Annotated in this window: 24 protein-coding genes and 1 rRNA gene; 1 reads left to right on the top strand and 24 read right to left on the bottom strand. The window is 35.2% G+C overall.

Going from position 1 to position 19770, the window contains the following annotated elements:
• Positions 1-30 precede the first annotated feature (30 nt).
• The 13 genes from AS180_RS14920 to metG form a co-directional block, all read right to left on the bottom strand.
• Complete coding sequence (locus tag AS180_RS14920) at positions 31-984, bottom strand: ribose-phosphate diphosphokinase (protein WP_025909826.1); 954 nt, start codon at positions 982-984, stop codon at positions 31-33.
• A gap of 18 nt (positions 985-1002) precedes the next feature.
• Entirely contained in the window at positions 1003-2382 is a 1380-nt protein-coding gene (gene glmU, locus AS180_RS14915) for a bifunctional UDP-N-acetylglucosamine diphosphorylase/glucosamine-1-phosphate N-acetyltransferase GlmU (protein ID WP_025909825.1), read from the bottom strand.
• Positions 2383-2577: 195 nt separating this feature from the next.
• Positions 2578-2868 carry a septation regulator SpoVG gene (gene spoVG, locus AS180_RS14910; protein WP_025909824.1) on the bottom strand — a complete coding sequence of 97 codons (291 nt, stop codon included), beginning with the start codon at positions 2866-2868 and terminating at the stop codon, positions 2578-2580.
• A gap of 144 nt (positions 2869-3012) precedes the next feature.
• Positions 3013-3390, bottom strand: coding sequence for a RidA family protein (locus tag AS180_RS14905; RefSeq protein ID WP_025909823.1), 378 nt, complete (start codon positions 3388-3390; stop codon positions 3013-3015).
• A 20-nt stretch (positions 3391-3410) separates the two neighbouring features.
• Positions 3411-4232: a pur operon repressor gene (gene purR / locus AS180_RS14900; protein ID WP_025909822.1), complete on the bottom strand. Its 822-nt coding sequence runs from the start codon at positions 4230-4232 to the stop codon at positions 3411-3413.
• A gap of 56 nt (positions 4233-4288) precedes the next feature.
• The gene (gene ispE / locus AS180_RS14895) at positions 4289-5158 is read right to left on the bottom strand and encodes a 4-(cytidine 5'-diphospho)-2-C-methyl-D-erythritol kinase (protein ID WP_062687045.1); all 870 of its coding nucleotides are present in this window, start codon (positions 5156-5158) and stop codon (positions 4289-4291) included.
• 180 nt (positions 5159-5338) lie between these two features.
• Complete coding sequence (locus AS180_RS14890; RefSeq protein ID WP_025909820.1) at positions 5339-5512, bottom strand: small, acid-soluble spore protein, alpha/beta type; 174 nt, start codon at positions 5510-5512, stop codon at positions 5339-5341.
• Positions 5513-5659: 147 nt separating this feature from the next.
• Positions 5660-5893 (bottom strand): biofilm formation stimulator Veg, encoded by a 234-nt coding sequence (gene veg, locus AS180_RS14885; protein WP_025909819.1) that lies wholly within the window; start codon positions 5891-5893, stop codon positions 5660-5662.
• A 291-nt stretch (positions 5894-6184) separates the two neighbouring features.
• Positions 6185-7051, bottom strand: a complete 867-nt coding sequence (gene yabG, locus AS180_RS14880) for a sporulation peptidase YabG (protein WP_062687043.1) — start codon at positions 7049-7051, stop codon at positions 6185-6187.
• Between the two features lie 85 nt (positions 7052-7136).
• Positions 7137-8015 carry a 16S rRNA (adenine(1518)-N(6)/adenine(1519)-N(6))-dimethyltransferase RsmA gene (rsmA, locus tag AS180_RS14875; RefSeq protein WP_062687041.1) on the bottom strand — a complete coding sequence of 293 codons (879 nt, stop codon included), beginning with the start codon at positions 8013-8015 and terminating at the stop codon, positions 7137-7139.
• The gene (gene rnmV / locus AS180_RS14870) at positions 8012-8572 is read right to left on the bottom strand and encodes a ribonuclease M5 (RefSeq protein ID WP_025909816.1); all 561 of its coding nucleotides are present in this window, start codon (positions 8570-8572) and stop codon (positions 8012-8014) included. Before rnmV ends, rsmA begins: the two co-directional genes overlap by 4 nt.
• A 167-nt stretch (positions 8573-8739) precedes the next feature.
• Positions 8740-9510 carry a TatD family hydrolase gene (locus AS180_RS14865; RefSeq protein WP_025909815.1) on the bottom strand — a complete coding sequence of 257 codons (771 nt, stop codon included), beginning with the start codon at positions 9508-9510 and terminating at the stop codon, positions 8740-8742.
• Between the two features lie 72 nt (positions 9511-9582).
• Complete coding sequence (gene metG / locus AS180_RS14860) at positions 9583-11595, bottom strand: methionine--tRNA ligase (RefSeq protein WP_226372975.1); 2013 nt, start codon at positions 11593-11595, stop codon at positions 9583-9585.
• 504 nt (positions 11596-12099) lie between these two features.
• Here metG and AS180_RS14855 point away from each other — a divergent pair.
• Positions 12100-12384 carry an AbrB/MazE/SpoVT family DNA-binding domain-containing protein gene (locus AS180_RS14855; protein ID WP_025909813.1) on the top strand — a complete coding sequence of 95 codons (285 nt, stop codon included), beginning with the start codon at positions 12100-12102 and terminating at the stop codon, positions 12382-12384.
• 24 nt (positions 12385-12408) lie between these two features.
• Here the strand turns inward: AS180_RS14855 and rsmI are convergent, their stop codons facing one another.
• From rsmI to rrf, 11 genes are all read right to left on the bottom strand, one after another.
• Complete coding sequence (gene rsmI, locus AS180_RS14850) at positions 12409-13284, bottom strand: 16S rRNA (cytidine(1402)-2'-O)-methyltransferase (RefSeq protein ID WP_025909812.1); 876 nt, start codon at positions 13282-13284, stop codon at positions 12409-12411.
• The gene (locus AS180_RS14845; RefSeq protein ID WP_025909811.1) at positions 13262-13549 is read right to left on the bottom strand and encodes a GIY-YIG nuclease family protein; all 288 of its coding nucleotides are present in this window, start codon (positions 13547-13549) and stop codon (positions 13262-13264) included. The genes rsmI and AS180_RS14845 overlap by 23 nt, the downstream gene beginning before the upstream one ends.
• Positions 13536-14282 (bottom strand): tRNA1(Val) (adenine(37)-N6)-methyltransferase, encoded by a 747-nt coding sequence (locus AS180_RS14840; RefSeq protein ID WP_025909810.1) that lies wholly within the window; start codon positions 14280-14282, stop codon positions 13536-13538. Before AS180_RS14840 ends, AS180_RS14845 begins: the two co-directional genes overlap by 14 nt.
• 50 nt (positions 14283-14332) lie before the next feature.
• Positions 14333-14698, bottom strand: coding sequence for a DNA replication initiation control protein YabA (gene yabA, locus AS180_RS14835; protein WP_025909809.1), 366 nt, complete (start codon positions 14696-14698; stop codon positions 14333-14335).
• Positions 14699-14712: 14 nt separating this feature from the next.
• A complete protein-coding gene (locus AS180_RS14830) occupies positions 14713-15540 on the bottom strand; it encodes a PSP1 domain-containing protein (protein WP_025909808.1) in 828 nt (275 codons plus the stop codon).
• Positions 15541-15544: 4 nt separating this feature from the next.
• Positions 15545-16537: a DNA polymerase III subunit delta' gene (gene holB / locus AS180_RS14825; RefSeq protein ID WP_025909807.1), complete on the bottom strand. Its 993-nt coding sequence runs from the start codon at positions 16535-16537 to the stop codon at positions 15545-15547.
• Between the two features lie 37 nt (positions 16538-16574).
• Entirely contained in the window at positions 16575-16904 is a 330-nt protein-coding gene (locus AS180_RS14820; protein WP_025909806.1) for a cyclic-di-AMP receptor, read from the bottom strand.
• 54 nt (positions 16905-16958) lie between these two features.
• Positions 16959-17585 (bottom strand): dTMP kinase, encoded by a 627-nt coding sequence (gene tmk, locus AS180_RS14815; protein ID WP_025909805.1) that lies wholly within the window; start codon positions 17583-17585, stop codon positions 16959-16961.
• A 13-nt stretch (positions 17586-17598) separates the two neighbouring features.
• Entirely contained in the window at positions 17599-19032 is a 1434-nt protein-coding gene (locus tag AS180_RS14810; RefSeq protein WP_062687040.1) for an aminotransferase class I/II-fold pyridoxal phosphate-dependent enzyme, read from the bottom strand.
• A 113-nt stretch (positions 19033-19145) separates the two neighbouring features.
• Entirely contained in the window at positions 19146-19328 is a 183-nt protein-coding gene (locus AS180_RS14805; protein WP_025909803.1) for a sigma factor G inhibitor Gin, read from the bottom strand.
• A gap of 151 nt (positions 19329-19479) precedes the next feature.
• A 5S ribosomal RNA gene (gene rrf / locus AS180_RS14800) occupies positions 19480-19595 on the bottom strand.
• Positions 19596-19770: the final 175 nt, after the last annotated feature.

The following is a 19770-nucleotide window of genomic DNA, read 5'->3' as shown; positions in this document are numbered from 1 at the left end:
TCACAAGGAGAGAAGCTTCTTTTCAACAAATTAATCGAATAGTGTGCTCACTGATTCCTCTTCATGAACACGAATGATTGCTTCAGCCATTAAAGGAGCAACTGAAAGCTCTGTTACTTTGTCAATTTTCTTTTCTTCTGTTAGTGCAATCGAGTTTGTAACTGCTAATTCTTTAATTTTAGAATTTTGGATGCGCTCAATTGCAGGTCCTGATAGGACTGGATGTGTACAACATGCATATACTTCTTTTGCACCTGACTCAATAAGTGCATTTGCTGCCAATGTAATGGTACCAGCTGTATCGATCATATCGTCAATTAAAATTGCCGTTTTGCCTTCTACTTGACCAACAATGTTCATTACTTCCGCAACGTTTGGACGTGGACGACGCTTATCAATAATAGCAATTGGTGCTTTTAAACGTTCTGCTAAACGACGTGCGCGTGTTACACCACCGTGGTCTGGAGACACGATGACAACGTCATCAAGGTTTTTACTCTTAAAGTATTCACCTAAGATTGGAACACCTACTAAATGATCAATTGGAATGTCAAAGAAACCTTGAATTTGTGGAGCATGCAGATCTAATGTGATGATACGAGTCGCACCAGCTTTTTCAATAAGGTTTGCTGTTAATTTAGCTGTGATTGGCTCACGAGCACGTGCTTTACGGTCTTGGCGAGCGTAACCGTAGTAGGGAATTACGATGTTAATTGTTTTAGCAGATGCACGTTTTAAAGCATCAATCATAATAAGTAACTCCATTAAATGTTCGTTAACAGGGGCACTTGTTGATTGAATAATAAATACATCGCAACCACGAATACTTTCTTCAATATTAATTTGAACTTCTCCGTCGCTAAAGCGATCTACAGAACACTTTCCTAATTCAACACCAATCACCTTAGCAATTTGTTCAGCTAAAGCCTTATTAGAATTTAACGTAAACAATTTCAAATTTTCATCAGCATATACATTTGGCATTTTGTTGTAAAACCTCCGTTAGGATTTTTTATTAATATCAAGCTTTTCAGCGTAGTTCTCTTTATTAACTTGTTTTGCACGAGCAATTGATAAAGCTTTACCCGGCACATCGTCTGTAACGGTAGATCCAGCGGCTACATAAGCGCCTTCTCCAATCGTTACTGGTGCAATTAAATTTGAATTGCAACCAACAAATGCACCATCTTGAATCTTAGTTAAGAATTTGTTTTTCCCATCGTAATTAACGGTAATTGATCCGCACCCCAAGTTTACATTCTGACCTACTTCTGCATCCCCAATATAACTTAAATGTGAAGCTTTACTTCCTTTACCAAATGATGCTTTCTTAATCTCGACAAAATTTCCTATTCTTACCTCATCATCAATCATAGATTGTGGACGAATATGCGCGAATGGTCCAATCGTTACGGATTGACCAATTTCACTATTATGAGCGACTGAATGGCGAATAGATGTATTATGTCCGATTTGGCAATCTTTGATTTCGCTGTTAGGTCCGATTTCACAGTTTTCACCGATGGATACAGCACCTTGAATTACTGTTCCTGGATAAATAACCGTATCGCGTCCAATGACTGTATCTGCTGAAATATATGTGTTAGATGGGTCAATGATTGTTACCCCATTTAACATATGTTTCTTATTAATACGTTTCTTCATTGTTTCTTCTGCTTGTGAAAGCGCAAAGCGATCATTTACACCTAATGTTTCAGCAAAGTCACTTGTTTGATAAGCTGAAATGATTTCCCCTTCATTTTTCAAAATCTCAATCACATCCGGCAAGTAATACTCACCTTGAACATTGTTATTTGATACTTTTGAAAGCGTCTCAAATAGCTTTTCATTATCAAAGCAATACGTACCTGTATTAATTTCTTTTACTGCTCTCTCTTGTTCAGTTGCATCCTTGTGCTCAACTATCTTTTCAACTGAGGCAGAGCTATTGCGAATAATTCGCCCATATCCAGTTGGATCTTGAGCATGAGCTGTTAAAATTGTTGCTTTTGCATTTGTCTCTTCGTGATGCTTGAGCAACGCTTCGATTGTTTCCGTTGTAATAAGTGGCGTATCACCACAAACAACAATTGTCGTACCCTTTTCATGTGCAAGTAAAGATTCTGCTTGCATGACTGCATGAGCTGTTCCTAATTGCTCTTCTTGCAAAGCAAATAAGCTTTTATCTCCAACATGTGATTTCACTTTTTCGGCACCATGGCCTACAACAGTAATTAATTTACTTAATGAAACATTTGACACTTGGTCGATTACATGTTGTACCATTGGTTTTCCACACACAGGGTGTAACACTTTATATAAAGATGACTTCATACGTGTACCCTGACCAGCTGCCAATATGACTGCATATCTTTTTGACATAACAGGCCTCCAATTTTACCTTTTTATCCATTAAGAATATTATATCAAAAATGACCTCATTTCAAGAAATCATTCGAAAGTCATTCATTTTATTTTAAAATTTTGTTAAATTTTTATAATGAAGAAAGTTTATGGATAGAAGAGACGGACAAAATAAAAAGCCTACCGTCAAGTAGGCTTTTAATCTATCATATGTTATGAAGCACCCGCTTCTTCAAATTCAATTTCTAGTTCACCTAATCGATGATACTCTGCTAAAACAGCATCTTGAATTTTTCCGCGAGTATTAGAATTAATTGGATGTGCAATATCGCGGAACTCACCATCAGGTGTACGTTTACTTGGCATTGCTACAAACAAGCCGTTATTACCATCAATCACTCGAATATCATGAACAACAAATTCACCATCTAATGTGATTGAAGCAATCGCTCTCATACGTCCTTCAGTGTTTACGCGGCGTAATCTAACGTCAGTTACTTCCATTTTGTTCACCACCTTTTCCTATGCGAAGCTTTACTACATAAATTCCACGGAATTTTTGTTTTTCCTGCTTCTACAGAAAAGTTTTTAGAAAATTTTCGCAAAAAAAGTGAACAATTGGAAATAATTTGGTTTTAGTTAGTTAATTTATCCTTTTACTAGCGCAACTACTTCAATTTCAACCAAAACATCTTTTGGTAACCTTGCTACTTCTACACATGAACGCGCAGGTTTATGATCACCAAAGTATTGTGCATATACTTCATTAAGGTCAGCAAAATTATCCATATCCTTAATAAATACAGTTGCTTTTACTACCGTATTCAGTGAAGCACCAGCTTCTTCTAAAACTGCTTTAAGGTTTTGAAATACTTGTTCAGTTTGTGTTTTAATATCCCCTTCAACTAGCGTTCCATCTGGACGTAAAGGAATTTGCCCTGAACTGTAAAATAAATTATTAACAACAATTCCCTGAGAATAAGGTCCAATAGCCTGTGGCGCTTGCTTTGTTTGAACTTGTAACATGATTACTTCCTCCCCCAACCTTAAATATATTTTAAATAGTTCCCTTCCTGTACGCTGATATGTTTCTCTTTTATGTTAACATCTTTCAGTTGTACAAGAGAGATGTATTCATCTACTAGACGCTCTTCAATGTCTTCTGATTCAACTAAAACTCCAATTCCCGCAACTGTTGCATCAAACTCTTCAAGCAAGCTAATCATCCCATTAACTGTTCCGCCTGCTTTCATAAAATCATCAATAATTAAAACGTTCGACCCTACAGCTAGGCTTCTCTTGGCTAACAGCATGGTTTGAATACGCTTTGAAGAACCGGATACGTAATTAATACTTACCGTTGAACCTTCAGTTACTTTACTATCTCTTCTTACTACCACAACCGGTACATCTAAGTATTGTGCTACTGCATAAGCAACTGGAATTCCTTTTGTTGCCACAGTCATAACTACATCGATTTTGCGATTAGCAAATAAAGATGCGTATAGACGACCAATCTTATTTACAACACGAGGGTCTCCTAAAATATCTGTGAGATATAAATATCCACCGGGTAATAGTCGCTCTGGTTTTTCAATCATCCCACATAACTCTTCAACAAGTTGACTTGCTTCTTCATTTGACATCTTTGGCATAAATTTCACGCCACCAGCTGCCCCTGGTAAAGTAACAAGCGTACCAATACCTTGTTGTTCAAAAGTTTGCTTTATAATCGCCATATCTTCACTTATAGATGATTTTGCAGAGTTATATTTATCTGCAAAATATGTCAGAGGAATAAGGCGCTGAGGGTTTTGAATGAAATAATTCGTCATATCAATTAAACGTCCACTACGTCGAAACTTCATAACTTCCTCCCTAAAATCCGAATATTTTATTATAAATATAACACTAATATACGTATTTATTCAAGCGTTATTCGTTCTCCAATAAGCCGGACAGCGTATACCTTATCACAGAAACCTCGTAAGCCGTTATAAATACGGTGCATACGAGAATCATGCTGTACAAGTCCAAAAACCGTTGGTCCGCTACCGCTCATGAGAACTGCGTCTGCTCCAAATCGCTTCATTTGTTCTTTAATTAATAAAACTTCCGGATGCATCTTTAACGTTACTTCTTCTAATACATTCCCTACAAATTTACACATTTCCCTATAATTTCCTGCTTCAATTGCTTCAATCATCCCTTCTACATTAGGATGACTCACATTTTGCACCTTTAAATTGCGATATACATCTGCTGTTGATACACCTATTTCTGGCTTTGCTAAAATCACCCAGCAGTTTGGAGGTGCTTCAATATGTTCAATTACTTCTCCTCTTCCTGTTGCAAGGGCTGTGCCACCATACACACAAAACGATACGTCAGACCCAATTTCTGCTCCAAGCTCTGCAAGCATATCTAGAGACAAACCTAAGTCCCACAATTGGTTCAGCCCTCTAAGGGTAGCTGCTGCATCACTGCTTCCTCCTGCTAAACCAGCCGCTACAGGGATTTGCTTATCAATTAAGATATTGACACCCTTGTCCACTTTGCAACGCTTTTTAAGCAGCTGTGCAGCTTGATATGCTAAATTCCGCTGATCATCAGGAACAAAACGATTATGTGAATAAATAACGATTCGACCATCTTCACGCTCCGAAAGCTCAATACGGTCTGCTAAATCAATTGTTGTCATGACCATCTTAACTTCATGATAACCATCCGTACGCTTATGTAATACATCAAGGGACAAGTTTATTTTAGCTGGTGCCTTAACCATTAACTTCATAAATCTTTCACCTACTTCATCTAATCAATTGTAAAGTTATTTTATCACAAAATGGGAAGGTTTATATATCTTTACATAAACAGTGTATAAAAGTATAAAAACCACTAAAAAGCCGAAGTGATTTCCACTTCGGATCCTCATTCCTTTATTCTAAAAAAGCAAGTAGAACATGTTTACTACCTAAGACTTAGCCAGCTGTTCTTTCGCTATCTCTACGGCACGCTTTACCATGTTACCTGCATCCTTGGAATGAATAGCACCCCATCCATGGCTTTTTACAACATCATAAAAATCAAGTTCTTTAGCCAATTCCTCTTTACATTTCATTGACATAACGCCTCGACGTCTGCTCATTTAGTAAAGCCTCCTTTAAAACACCTCAAACCGTACTTATAGTATAAATCACCAAAGAGAGAGTATGTTTTGAAAAAAAGCCCAATAAAAAAAGCAGTAAACCAAAAACGTCCACTGCTCACCGCTACGTACTATATTACTTTTGGTTTAAAAAAACTTTAGCTCAACCGTTTCAGTTAACACGTCGGCATAGCTATAAGAAACTCGCTCTAAAGAGTTTTCTTCTTGATCTAGCTCCACAATAAAAACAGAAGGATACGTTTCAGTTAAGACTCCTGAACGCTCTACCGTTTTTCTTCGTCCACCGTTTGCTTTTAAAGTCAATCGTTGACCTAGGTGCAAATCCAGCGCTTGCTTAATATCAGATAAAGTTTTCGCCATATTGGTCCACCTCACTATACGTAGTGTAACACAAAAAGATAAAAAAGTCAAAAACATAAAATTATAACAATGTATGTCTAATGATGTCAACAAATAATTTTCTACATAAATCTACATTTCCTTTATATTTTGTGCAAACAAACTTACAATATGTATAAGTTTTACATTTATTTAAAATAATTCTTATAAAAGAAATGTATAGCACATAAATTCACCTATGATATAGATATAGATAAAAAAACTGCTATACAAAAGGTTAAAATCCTCTTTTGCATAACAGACTTATACTCATTATTCCGCTTCATAAGGCATACCTGTTCGTAAAAGTCCTCTGGTTTCTATTCCACCTAACCCCTTTGCACCTGTTAATGTATTACGCAATACATCCCACACGTTAATACGATCATTAAAAGGCGTAAAACTTAACTTTGCTACAACATATACAGGATCTAGAGCATGAATGTTCACTCTGGATGGTGAACTTGCAAAATTTGCACCTGCTTGTATTAGCTGTTCGAAGTGAGATTGACAAGCGCCGGCAAAAATCACAAGCTGATCTAGATTTGCAATTTTACGTCTTGCCTCGTATACCGTTTTTACATAATATTTAGAGTGGCGATAGGCTAATAAATCATTTTTATCACCTTTTGACTTTGAATAGGCATCATGTCCAGTTAATACTAAAATATCAGGCCTCACTTCTTCTAATAAGGCGCTTATTTTATTTGGCATTTCCGATTCTGTACAATGTACACCATATACAGGAACGCCTATCTTTTCATACACTGCTAAACATTTCTGTAAATAGTTAGGGTCTCCATCTACATGTAGCACCTTGCCTGGCATCTGAAAAAGGCGGTGTGAATGATTATACCCATTTGTCATACCATATTCGGCTTTTTCTCGAATGAGGTCGTAATCTTGACGTAACAGCTTTAGAGACCTCTCTAACAGTTGCTCTTCTTGTTCTTTTCGTCGCTGTTGCTCTTGAACATCTACAACTTCTAAATCGGATAAAGGAGCATCAGCAATAAGGCGGATATCTTCTCCAATTAATGTTGCATATTGTTCCTCTCCTTCATTAACCGCGATTACGCGAAATAACAAATCGCGATCATAAGAAGGACGTGTTACAATATCACCAATTTCGATATTCATAAACTTCACTCCGTCTTTACTACTTAAAAGCTAAATATTCAACTCTCTTCATAGCCTATGAACACGAAGCAAAAAGGTGATTATTCTATGCGAACGATTTTCCTAGCTCATCGCTTAACTTACCAAACTCTTCAATTGATAATGTTTCTCCTCTTCTTTTTGGATCAACTGAAGCTTCTGAAAGAGCTTGTTCAATCGCAGCTTTATTTGCTTTTCCATTAGGTAAATTATTCACTAGATTATTTAAGATGGTTTTACGTCTTTGACCAAAACTTGCTCTGACAACTTTGAAGAAGAATGCTTCATTTTCAACCTTTACGGCTGGTTCATTACGTCGAATTAAGCGAATAACAGCTGAATCAACATTTGGTTGAGGGTTAAATACCGTTTTGGGGACGACCATAACTGTTTCAGCTTCCGTATAGTATTGAATAGCAATAGAAAGAGAACCATAATCTTTTGTCCCTGGCTTTGCTGCGATACGTTCAGCTACTTCTTTTTGTAGCATAACAACAATTCCTCGAACAGGAATCTGCTCCTCTAGCAACTTCATTAGAATTGGAGTTGTAACATAATAAGGTAAGTTTGCTACTACCATTAAGTCTTCAATACCTTCAAACTCTTGTGCTAAGGTCTCTTTCAAGTTGGCTTTAAGTACGTCTTGGTGAATGACTTTAGCGTGCGGATAAGGTGAAAGCGTGTCAGCTAAAATGGGTAACAGGCGTTGGTCGATTTCAAAAGCCAATACTTTTTTTGCGCGCTTTGCCAATTGCTCAGTTAGAGCCCCAATCCCAGGACCAATCTCAATAGCTCCTGTCTCATCTGTCAACTCAGCATGGTCAACAATACGATTTAAAATATTAGTATCAATTAAAAAGTTTTGTCCTAAGCTCTTTTTAAACGTAAATCCGTATTTCTTTAAAATTTCTTTCGTACGAGTTGGGGTTGCAATATCTTTTGTCACGATTTTTGTTCCTCCTGATTAATTTTCTGAACGGCTTTGATAAACTCATCTTTTGAAATTTGAAACATTTTTAGTCTTTTGTGTAGCTGTTTTCCGTTTGCATAACCAATTTTCAAAGATTTACCTATTCTCTCACGCCTACTTTTTGCTTCACTATCACCTATTAAGCGAGCAACAATTAAATCCTCTTGTGTAATTTGTTCATCGATTCCTTGCCATTCTTGTTTCACGTCTTGTAAAGCTTGTCTAATATCTTCAATAGACGCATGCTCAACGCCTATACCTTTTCCATTTTTACCTTTTGCTTGTTCTTTTGACAAAAATGCATGCTTACATCCCGGAACTTTTTCTGAAACAATATTACGAATACGCTGACCCGGATAATCAGGATCTGTAAAGATAATAACGCCTCTCGTTTGTTGTGCTAGCTTTATCTTTTCAATGGTTTCATCGTTTACGGCTGAACCGTTCGTCTCAATTGTATCAGCTTGTACTGCTCGACGAATTGTAACAGTGTCATCCCTACCTTCAACCACAATTATTTCTTTAATCTTCATTATGAACCTCCTCAAAAATGAAGTCTTTCTCTCTTCATTTTGCTTCTAACCTATCAGTATGAAATCAACTGAAAAAAGGCAGAGGATTGCAAGACCCTCTGCAAGTGTTATTCCATTTAATACTTTTTATTTTAACATTGTTTTAAACCAATAGATATGTTAAACATTTAGTCATTAATTCGGAATAATTTTAGCGCATTTTCAGTAGTATGCTTTGCTAATTCATCGTAGCTAATACCTTTTAATTCCGCAATCTGTTCTGCTACGTATGAGACATATGCTGGTTCATTTCTCTTTCCTCGATAAGGGTGAGGTGTCAAATATGGACAATCTGTTTCTATTAATAATTTATCAAGTGGAATTTCAGCTGCTACCTCTTTTGGCTTCTTCGCATTCTTAAACGTGACAGGTCCACCAAACGAGATGTACATATTCATACCCATACACTGTTTAGCAACTTCAATGCTCCCAGTAAAGCAGTGCATGATACCACCAACTTCTTCCACTGACTCTTCCTTTAAAATGGTTATGACGTCTTCTGTTGCATCACGATTATGAATAATGATTGGAAGATTTACTTTTCTCGCTAAACGAATTTGTCTACGAAATACTTCTTTTTGTATATCTTTAGGTGACTTGTCCCAATGATAATCTAATCCCATCTCTCCAATAGCCACCACTTTAGGATGTGCTGCTAGTTCTTCAATCCAAGTTAAATGTTCATCTTTCATATCAATAGCATCTACGGGATGCCAACCAACGCTAGCATACATAAAATCATACTTTTCAATAAGTTCCATCGCTCGATTAATGGTTGGTTCATCAAACCCAACCACGACCATCTTTTCTACATTGCGCTCTTTTGCTCTTTCAATAACATCCTCTAAATCATCATTAAATTGGTCTGCATTTAAATGTACATGTGTATCAAATAACATATTAGTGCTCCTTTCATTTACGAAATAAAAGAGGGCTTTCCCGTGTTCCACGTGAAACGCCCCCTTATCTTATTATTTTACTTTAGTTCCGTTGCTTAAAGATTGGTCAACCTCTGCAAGTGATAAGCCATTAGCATCCTCACCCGCTAAAATCATTCCTTGTGAAAGTTCTCCACGTAATTTTACTGGCTTTAAATTCACAATACAGATGACTTTACGGCCAATGAGTTCCTCTGGCTTATAAAATTTAGCAATGCCTGATACAACTTGACGTTTTTCATAGCCTAAGTCTAGCTGGATTTTCAATAGCTTATCTGCTTTCTTTACAGGCTCAGCATGAATAATTTCTGCTACGCGTAAATCAACCTTTAAGAAGTCATCTAAACTAATTTCTTCACTTTGTTCTGGCTGAACCTCTTCTTTTTTCTCTTCCTGTGCTGGCAATGAACTTAACATTTTTTCTTTAATAAATGTAATTTCTTCATCACGATCTAGACGTGGGAACATTGGTTCACCTTTTTCTACTTTCGTACCTTCACGAAGCATGTTAAACGTTTCAATACTTTCCCAACTCTTTAACACATCTTCTTTCACACCAATCTGTGAAAAGATTTTTTCTGGTGTTCTCGTTAAGAATGGTTGTAGGAGAACAGCTGTATGACGGATAGCTTCTGCTAAGTGTACCATTACTGAAGCTAATTCATTACGCTTCTCTTCATCCTTAGCCAGGGTCCAAGGCTTTGTTTCATCAATGTATTTATTTGTACGACTTACATACTGCCAAACCGCTGATAATGCCACTGAGAACTCCATATTTTCCATGGATTCTTCGTATTTTTTCACCATATCTTTTTGAGCTTGCACAAGCTGAGCATCAAACTCTGTTACATTCCCCTCATACATAGGAATGACACCATCAAAATACTTATTAATCATTGCTACTGTACGGTTAACTAAATTACCAAGATCGTTTGCTAAATCAAAATTAATACGCTCTACAAATGCTTCAGGTGTGAACACTCCGTCCGAACCGAAAGGGACTTCTCTTAATAAATAATAGCGTAAAGCATCTAAGCCGTAGCGATCAATTAATGTTACTGGATCAACGACGTTCCCTTTTGACTTAGACATTTTACCATCTTTCATTAATAACCATCCGTGTGCAAAGACTTTCTTTGGAAGAGGTAAATCTAATGCCATTAAAATAATTGGCCAATAAATTGTATGGAAACGAACAATTTCCTTTCCTACAAGATGAACGTTAGCAGGCCAGTACTTTTTGTATAATTCGTCATTTTCAGTGCCGTATCCTAATGCTGTAATATAGTTTGATAATGCATCAACCCATACATAAATAACGTGCTTGGGATTCCCTGGAACTTTAATACCCCAATCAAAGGTTGTGCGTGAAACAGCCAAGTCTTCTAATCCTGGCTTAATGAAATTATTAATCATCTCATTTTTACGAGATTCCGGTTGAATAAAGGTTGGATTTTCTTCATAAAAAGCTAATAAACGATCTGCATATTTACCCATTTTAAAGAAATAAGATTCTTCTCTTACTAATTCCACTGGATGCCCACTGTCTGGACTTTTTCCTCCCACTACTTTTCCATCTTCAATAATTGGATCTACTAATTGAAGTTCCGTATAGTAAGTTTCGTCAGGAACTGAATACCAGCCTTCGTATTCATCTAGATAAATATCACCTTGCTCCAGTAAACGATTGAAGATTTTATCAACAACCTCTTTATGTCTAGATTCTGTGGTGCGAATAAAGTCATCATAGGAGATGTCCATTTTCTCCCATAAGTCTTTAATCCCTGCTACAATATTATCTACATACTGCTGAGGAGTCACATTTTCTTCTTCTGCTTTGCGCTGAATTTTTTGCCCATGCTCATCCGTACCCGTTAAATAACGAACATCGAATCCTCTTAATCGCTTATAACGAGCCATTGCATCCCCTGCAACTGTTGTATACGCATGTCCTATATGTAATTTACCACTTGGATAATAAATTGGCGTGGTAATGTAAAACGTATTATTTCCCATCTGTATAACCTCCAAAATCCGTTTAAACACTTCCCAAATACAGTATTTTGTATTTCGAACAAAAATAAAATCAACTATTTATTCTATCTTCTATAATACTATTTTCTAGGACGTTTTGAAAACCATCTAGCTAAAGACATTAGAAATTTAAATAAATGCTGTTTACTTCTACCATTTTTGCCTCTTTTATAGATAAAATACCTTATTACTTTTTGGATGAACTCTAAAGAAAGTAGTTTTTGTCTTATTTTGTCGAAAAATGAATTTTTGATTAAAAAAGCTTGAATTCAATCATCTTTATATCAAATTTATTATGTTATTTTTTTCAATATACTACCTAAAGATATTATTGGTATTCTTCACAAACCCTTTTATATAAGTGTTTTTATATTTTTTTATTTCCATCTACATTTTTTTACATACAAAATGATTGACTAGTTTTGGAAACGTTGGTATTATAAAAGTACATTGAATTTGTCGAATAATGACGAAAGTAATAACATAGAAAACTAAAAGGTGAGAGGGGAAAATAAGATGAAATCTACAGGTATTGTTCGTAAAGTTGATGAGTTAGGACGTGTAGTAATTCCAATTGAATTACGTCGTACATTAGGGATTGCTGAAAAAGATGCGTTAGAAATTTATGTTGATGAAGAGCGTATCATTTTAAAGAAATATAAACCAAACATGACTTGCCAAGTAACTGGTGAAGTTTCAGATGAAAATATTCAATTAGCTGGTGGTAAGCTAATTTTAAGCCGTGAAGGTGCAGAACAAATTATGAAAGAACTTGAAAATAACCTACAATCTTCAAACTAAAAAAGCTGTCTAACGACAGCTTTTTTAGTTCACATGATATTCACTATATATCTCTCTTTTTGATTGATTACGATCTTTTGCTACTTGTTTGATAGCATCCTTATTACTAAATTGCTGATCATTTATATAATAGTTCACATGTTCAATAATTGTTAACTCTGTCCACCAAGCTTCTTTATCTTCTATAATGTCTTCAGTTGTTCCTGAAACAATGAAACAAAATTCTCCTCTAAGTTCTGTTTCGTTAGCCCAAATTATTGCTTCTTCAATAGTTCCTCTTAAAAACTCTTCATAACGCTTTGTTAACTCTCTACATAGTACAATCTCTCGGTTTCCAAAGGCTTCAAACATCAATTTTAACGTCTCTTTTAAACGATGAGGTGCTTCATAGAAAACCATCGTTTCTTTTTTTATAGATAAAAGTTGAAGTTCCTCCTTTTTACTTTTTTTATTTCGATTTAAAAAACCGTAAAAATAGAATTCATAAGTAGGTAGTCCAGAAGCAATCAAAGCTGTCAACGCAGCATTCGCACCTGGTAAAGGAATAACAGTATAACCTTTGTTGGTCGCTTCTCTTACTAATTCATATCCTGGATCAGAGATACATGGCATACCAGCATCACTCACAAGACCAATTTTAAGACCTTTTTCTAAATCTTGAATAAGCCTCTCGGTTTTCGTTTCTTTATTATGATCATGATAGCTAACGATTGGTGTCCCAATCTCAAAATGGTTACACAGCTTCTTTGTATGCCTTGTATCTTCTGCAGCAATATAATCTACTTCTTTTAATAATCGAATTGCGCGAAATGTCATATCTTCTAGGTTACCAATAGGTGTTGGAATTAGATATAATACTCCTTTGTCTTCAATTCCTTCATAACTTTTTTGTGAGTTCATTACTTTTCTTCTGCTCCTTTAGGATATATTGTTCTTTCTGTCTACGGCTTAACTGTTTAAACCAGTATTCTTTTTTCATGGCTTCAATTTTAGTTTCGTACTCTTCATGCCATAAAAGTACAACTGGTAAACGACTTTTAGTATATTTAGCACCTTTGCCACTATTATGAACGGCTAAACGCTTATTCAAATTATTTGTGTATCCTGCATAATAGCTTTGGTCTTTACATTCTAATACGTAAAAATAATGCTTAGTTTGTTCCATACAAAATTTCCTTTAGCTCGTTTGTATATTCATTGTCTTCCTTATAAACAACGAGTGGTGGAAGGATTTTTAAGTCTGCATTACCATCTTTAATTCCTTCAATTAAAATGGTGTTAGCTTCTTTATTTTTCTTCGGATAGATAAACTGTAAGCGTTTTGGCTCTAAACGGTATGCCCTCATTAACGTAATGATATCAACAAGTCGACCTGGTCGATGTACAATTGAGACCTTTCCCCCTTGCTTTACTAGTTGACTACTTACACGAATCACATCTTCTAGATTACAATGAATTTCATGCCTAGCAATTGCATAATGCTCATTTTTATTTTGCTCATCAACTTTAGGAGTAGGAAAATAAGGAGGGTTACATGTTACTACATCATACTTTCCATGTCCTAATTTCTGTGGCATGTCCTTCAAATCGCCTAGAACAATGTTAATTTGATCATTTAAGTTATTGTAATCAACACTTCTAGTGGCCATGCTAGCTAAACGCTCTTGAATTTCTACACCCGTAATCTTAGCATTTGTTCGCTTTGATAAAAATAAAGGTATAACTCCGTTCCCTGTACATAAATCAATGATATTCCCTTTTTTTATAGGTACATACGCAAAGTTTGATAGCAAAACAGCATCTAATGAAAATGAAAAGACAGAATGACTTTGAATAATGCGCATACTTTCGTCCGCTAATAGATAATCAAGTCGTTCATCTTCATATAATTGAACCATGTTCCATTTCTCCTTATACAAAAGCAGCCTCTCCTTGTGGAGAGGCTTTGTTATTTTTTATTTAAAAATGATAAGCAAAACAAACAATCTCCATCTTGACGGACGCTACCATAATGAATGTTACAAATATGGAAGCCTTCTTGATACAGTCTAGCTAGATTATCGTATCCTTCTCCGATATCTATCTGCTTTTGTACTTTTGTTTGACTACTTACCTTTTGATTATGACTTTTGGGCTTTGTTTCCAAATTGGTTTGGTCAAGGCGGCGGCGCAAATGGTCATTTTCAATCTGTAAGTGATGATTTTCTTCAATTAGTTCAGCTAAATACTCTTTTAAGTCTCCTAATTGTTTGTATAAGTGACCAATTTGTTCCTCCATATTTGTAACCGAATCAAAAATCTCTTTTTTATCCACCTTTACCCACCTCGTTAATCTGTGGCTTGAAACGAAACAGCACCTTCATTAATAATTTCATCTAATGTATACTCTAAGATTTGCTCACGATTTGATAATTCTACCTGTATAATACGCTCTAAAATATTTAGACCTATTACACGACCTGAACCTTCAGGTGTTTTAATGGTAGATCCAATATCAGGAAGCTGCTCTTTCGCTGTTTCGTATTCATCATTTTCGTATTTAAGACAGCACATGAGACGACCACATAACCCTGAAATTTTTGTAGGATTCAACGATAAGTTTTGGTCTTTTGCCATTTTAATTGACACTGGCTCAAAATCTCCTAAGAAAGTTGAGCAACAAAGCATTCTTCCACAAGGACCAATACCACCAAGAAGTTTCGCTTCATCTCTAACACCAATTTGACGTAATTCAATACGTGTACGGAAGATGGCTGCTAAATCCTTTACTAATTCTCTGAAGTCGATACGTCCATCTGCTGTGAAATAAAAGATTACCTTATTACGGTCAAATGTATATTCTACATCTACTAGCTTCATATCTAGGTTATGTGCCTGAATCTTTTGAACACATACACCATATGCTTCGCTAGCAGCTTGTTTGTTTTCCTCAACAATGAGCTTGTCTTTAGGCTCTGCAATACGAATGACTTTTTTTAGTGGGAGAACAACATCATGTTCACTGACTTGCTTTTTATTAATAACAACCCTACCAAATTCAACACCACGGATTGTTTCAACAATAACAAACTCCCCATCTGGTATTGTTAAATCACCAGGATCAAAATAATATATTTTACCCGCTTTTTTAAAGCGAACACCTACTACATCATACAAGCTTTTATCCCTCCTGCAAATCCAACACCAGCTGTTCCATCAATAACTGTATATTCATATTTGAATTTAATTTATTTTTAGCTCTTAAAATAACTTCAATCTTTGCAATAATTTTTTGTTGAGTAGCTTGAAGTGCATGAGATTTTAAATGATCTTCTTTATAAAAATAAATAATCATTGGCTCTTCTTCTACTTGCAACGTTAAAACATCGCGATACAGAAGCATTAGTAAATTTAACCCAATATGAGCTTGTTCTTTTTCTTTAAAATGAGGTACCCATTTTTCGTGAATAAAGAGAAGCGCTTGTTGAGGTCTAGTTGTTAACACTTCATATAATTGTATCACTAACTTTCTTGCAAGTCCAAACCATTCATCTTCACTTAATTCAATTGCTTCTGTAATACTATTTGTTAAGTATGGCATCAGCGTTGCATCTGCTCTGGAAAGGTTATGGTTCATTAGTTGTTCGGCTAATTGTTTTTCTGTTAAAGAACGAAGAGAAATAACCTGACATCTAGATATAATTGTATCCAACAGCTTCTGAATAGTCTCTGTTAACAAGATTGCATATGTACCATCCGTTGGCTCTTCTAAAAACTTTAATAAACTATTAGAGGCACTTACTGTCATCTTATCAACATGATTAATAATATATAACTTCTTATTGGATTCAACACCAGTTTTTGTGAATTCAGCTTGTAAATATTGTACTTGTTCTTTTTTAATTGATAAGCCATCTGGCTCAATAAAATGTACATCCGGATGATTACCAGAATCAATTCTTTTACAGTTAATACATTCATAGCATGGTTCATGTTCATGAGGATTTAAGCAAAATAATCGTTTTGCAAATAAAAAGCTAATCTCCTTTTTTCCAGTTCCTTTACTTCCTTCAAGCAGGTAAGCATGAGCTACTCTATCTTTCACAATACTGTTTTTTAACATTCTAAGAGCAGTTGGTTGGATACCTTCTAGCTCTCCCCACTTTTTATTCATTTCATCACACTTTCTACTTCAATTGTAAGGCAATTTTTTAAAATTGATGAAATTGGTCAATTGGCAACACAAATACCGTTGCTCCTCCAACTTCTACTTCCACTGGATAAGGAATATATGAATCTGCATTACCACCCATTGGAGAAACTGGAGAAATAAATTGATTACGATTTTGACATTCACCTTTGATAATATCTAACACCGTTTGAACTTTTTCGTCTTCTGTTCCAATCATAATGGTTGTATTTCCAGATTTTAAAAAACCGCCAGAACTAGATAATTTTGTTGAGCGGAAACCTTTTTCAACTAATGCGTTTAACAACTTTGTACTATCTGAATCTTGTATAACTGCAATTACTAATTTCATGAATATGCACCTCATTATGAACTTATTTACTTTATTATATCAAGAATTATTTGCTTACAAAAATCCTCTTAACACATCACATATATCGTTGTATACATCATCAACGCTTTGCTCAGCATTAACTTCTTTGATACGATTTGGAAATTGATTTAATAAAAGTTTATACCCTTCTCTTACTTTATAATGAAAGTCGATTTTCTCTAAATCTAAACGATTAATTTCATGACTACGACCTTTTTCTATTCGCTGTAATCCTATTTCAGGTCTAATATCTAAATAAAAAGTTAAATCTGGCATAAGGTGATCAATAGCAAATTGATTAATCCCCAATACTTCTTCAATACCTAAACCTCTCGCGTACCCTTGATATGCAAGAGAACTATCAATGAATCGATCACATATAACAACTTTACCCTGTTCTAGCATGGGAATAACTTTTTCAACTAAGTGTTGCCTTCTAGCTGCCGCATATAAAAGAGCTTCTGTTCTACCGTCCATTTCTTTGTTTTTAGGACTTAAAATAACTTCACGAATTTGCTCTGCGATTGAAATACCACCTGGTTCCCTTGTCAGAACAACATCTATTCCTTTTTCTTTTAACATATTTTCAACCATTTGAATAACTGTCGTCTTTCCGGCACCCTCAGGCCCTTCAAATGTAATAAAAATTCCCTTTTGCATTGCAATTCCCCTTTTACTTAAACACACGAATGAACCCATGTCTTATATTTGTACTTCCTTGTATTTTACCTTTAAAAGATAAGGTTTGCTTTAAATACTTTAAATGATGTAATGAAATCTCTTCACCTTCTAACAGCAGTGGAATGCCTGGTGGGTAAGGTATAATGGTTTCCGCACATATCTTTCCTACAGCGGTATCTAGTGAAACTATCTCGGTTTCATTTTTATGAGTATATATTTTATGTGTAATTTTTTCAGGGTAGTAAAGAGTATGAATCATATCTTTTACAAACCCACCTTGTGCACTTAATCCAACTGCTTTTTTGATTCGCAATAACGTATCACTAAAATCAAATGATGATGATAAAGGTAGCACTAATAAAACATACAAAGGATCTGCTAGCTCTGTATATATTCCTTCCGCTTCTAAAGCTGCCTGAAGCTCATAACCAGTGAGTCGCGTAGATGATAAGATGAGTTTTAATAAATCAACCTTAAGATTCCCCTCCTGATTTAACTCTACAATAGAAAGGGTATCAATCTGATTTAACTCGTTATAAAATCCTTTTAAATTAGCTTTAATTTTTGCTGTACCTTCATTTTTTAAACACTCTACATAATAACGTGCAATATCTAAAGAAACCATAATAGGATAAGATGGACTACTAGATTGTAAAGCACCCAAAAGATAAGATAATCTATTTTTATTAATAAAGTTTCCTTTCACATGTAAATATGAGCCCATTGTCATTGCTGGCAGTGTCTTATGAGCGGATTGGATAACAATATCTGCACCAAACTCTGTAGCTGACTTTGGAAAAGGAGCTCCTAAAATAAAATGAGCGCCGTGAGCTTCATCCACAACAACCGGAATAGAATGTTTGTGTGCCAATGAAACAATCGGAGCTAAGTCAGTTGAAACACCGTAATAAGTAGGATTTGTTAAGACAATTGCTTTTACCGAACTAGGAGCGACTTTAAGGGCTTGTTTGATATCTTCAACATTTATACCTACCGTTAATTTTGAAATCAAATCAACTTCAGGAGAAACAAAGATAGCATTGGCTTTTGCTAAATTAATTGCATTAAAGATTGACTTATGCGAATCCCTTTGCACAATAATACTATCTCCTTCTTCACAAAGAGATAATATTGCAGCTAAGTTGCCCACAGTAGAGCCATTCACTAAAAAATATGTTTGATCTACCCCGTATAAGTTGGCAGCTAATATCTGAGAGTCTTGAATAGCTTCTTCTGCTTCATGCAAATCATCTAAGCCTGTTATTTCTGTTAAATCATATTTTAAGAACTGTAGAAAATCTTTTTCAACACCTTTAGGAAAGACATAACCATTCTTATGTCCCGGTACATGATAAGATAGAGGCCTTTTATTGATATGATTTAAAACGCAATCATATAAAGGCAGTTTGCTTCGTAGATGTTCCAAACTTATAATCTCCTTTTATCTCTTACACATTTATAAATCAAGACTGTGTCTATTATAACAAATTCGCAATAGCTTTTTCATCATGCAAAAAAGCCCTTAAAAGGACTTCAGGTTTATTTATAAATTTCTATTTTCTTTAATTGATTTAAAATATCATCATATTGCTGATTGGATAAATTTATTTCTGTAATATCTTTTTCACAGTGTTGACATATCAATGAAGAAAAAATTGTAATACCTTTAACTGTTCTTTGATTGCAAACTAAGCAAACTGTATCATGATTTTTTCCGTTCATTATTCTACACCTCCACTATGTCATTGTGAACCATTTGTTTATTTCCTATACCTATGAGAATTTTAAGTCTACAATACATTATACGCAGATAGCTTATACCTTGTTAAAACAAAATAAAAAGACTAGCTAATTTAGCTAGTCTTTTAAATCCGCCTGGCAACGTCCTACTCTCACAGGGACAAAGTCCCAACTACCATCGGCGCTAGAGAACTTAACTTCCGTGTTCGGCATGGGAACGGGTGTGACCTCTCTGCTATCGCCACCAGACATATTATATTATACAACTTCTTTGAAAAAAAGCAAGACTTTTTTATCTTGTTCTCTCAAAACTAGATAACATTTTTCGCTGAGTACTTCATGTACTATCATTTTGGTTAAGTCCTCGATCGATTAGTATCAGTCAGCTACACACGTCGCCGTGCTTCCACCTCTGACCTATCAA

This window comes from Priestia veravalensis (assembly GCF_001457055.1).
GTDB lineage: Bacteria > Bacillota > Bacilli > Bacillales > Bacillaceae_H > Priestia > Priestia flexa.
Note: the sequence above shows the minus strand (reverse complement) of the source record. Positions and strands in the feature narration are given on the sequence as shown.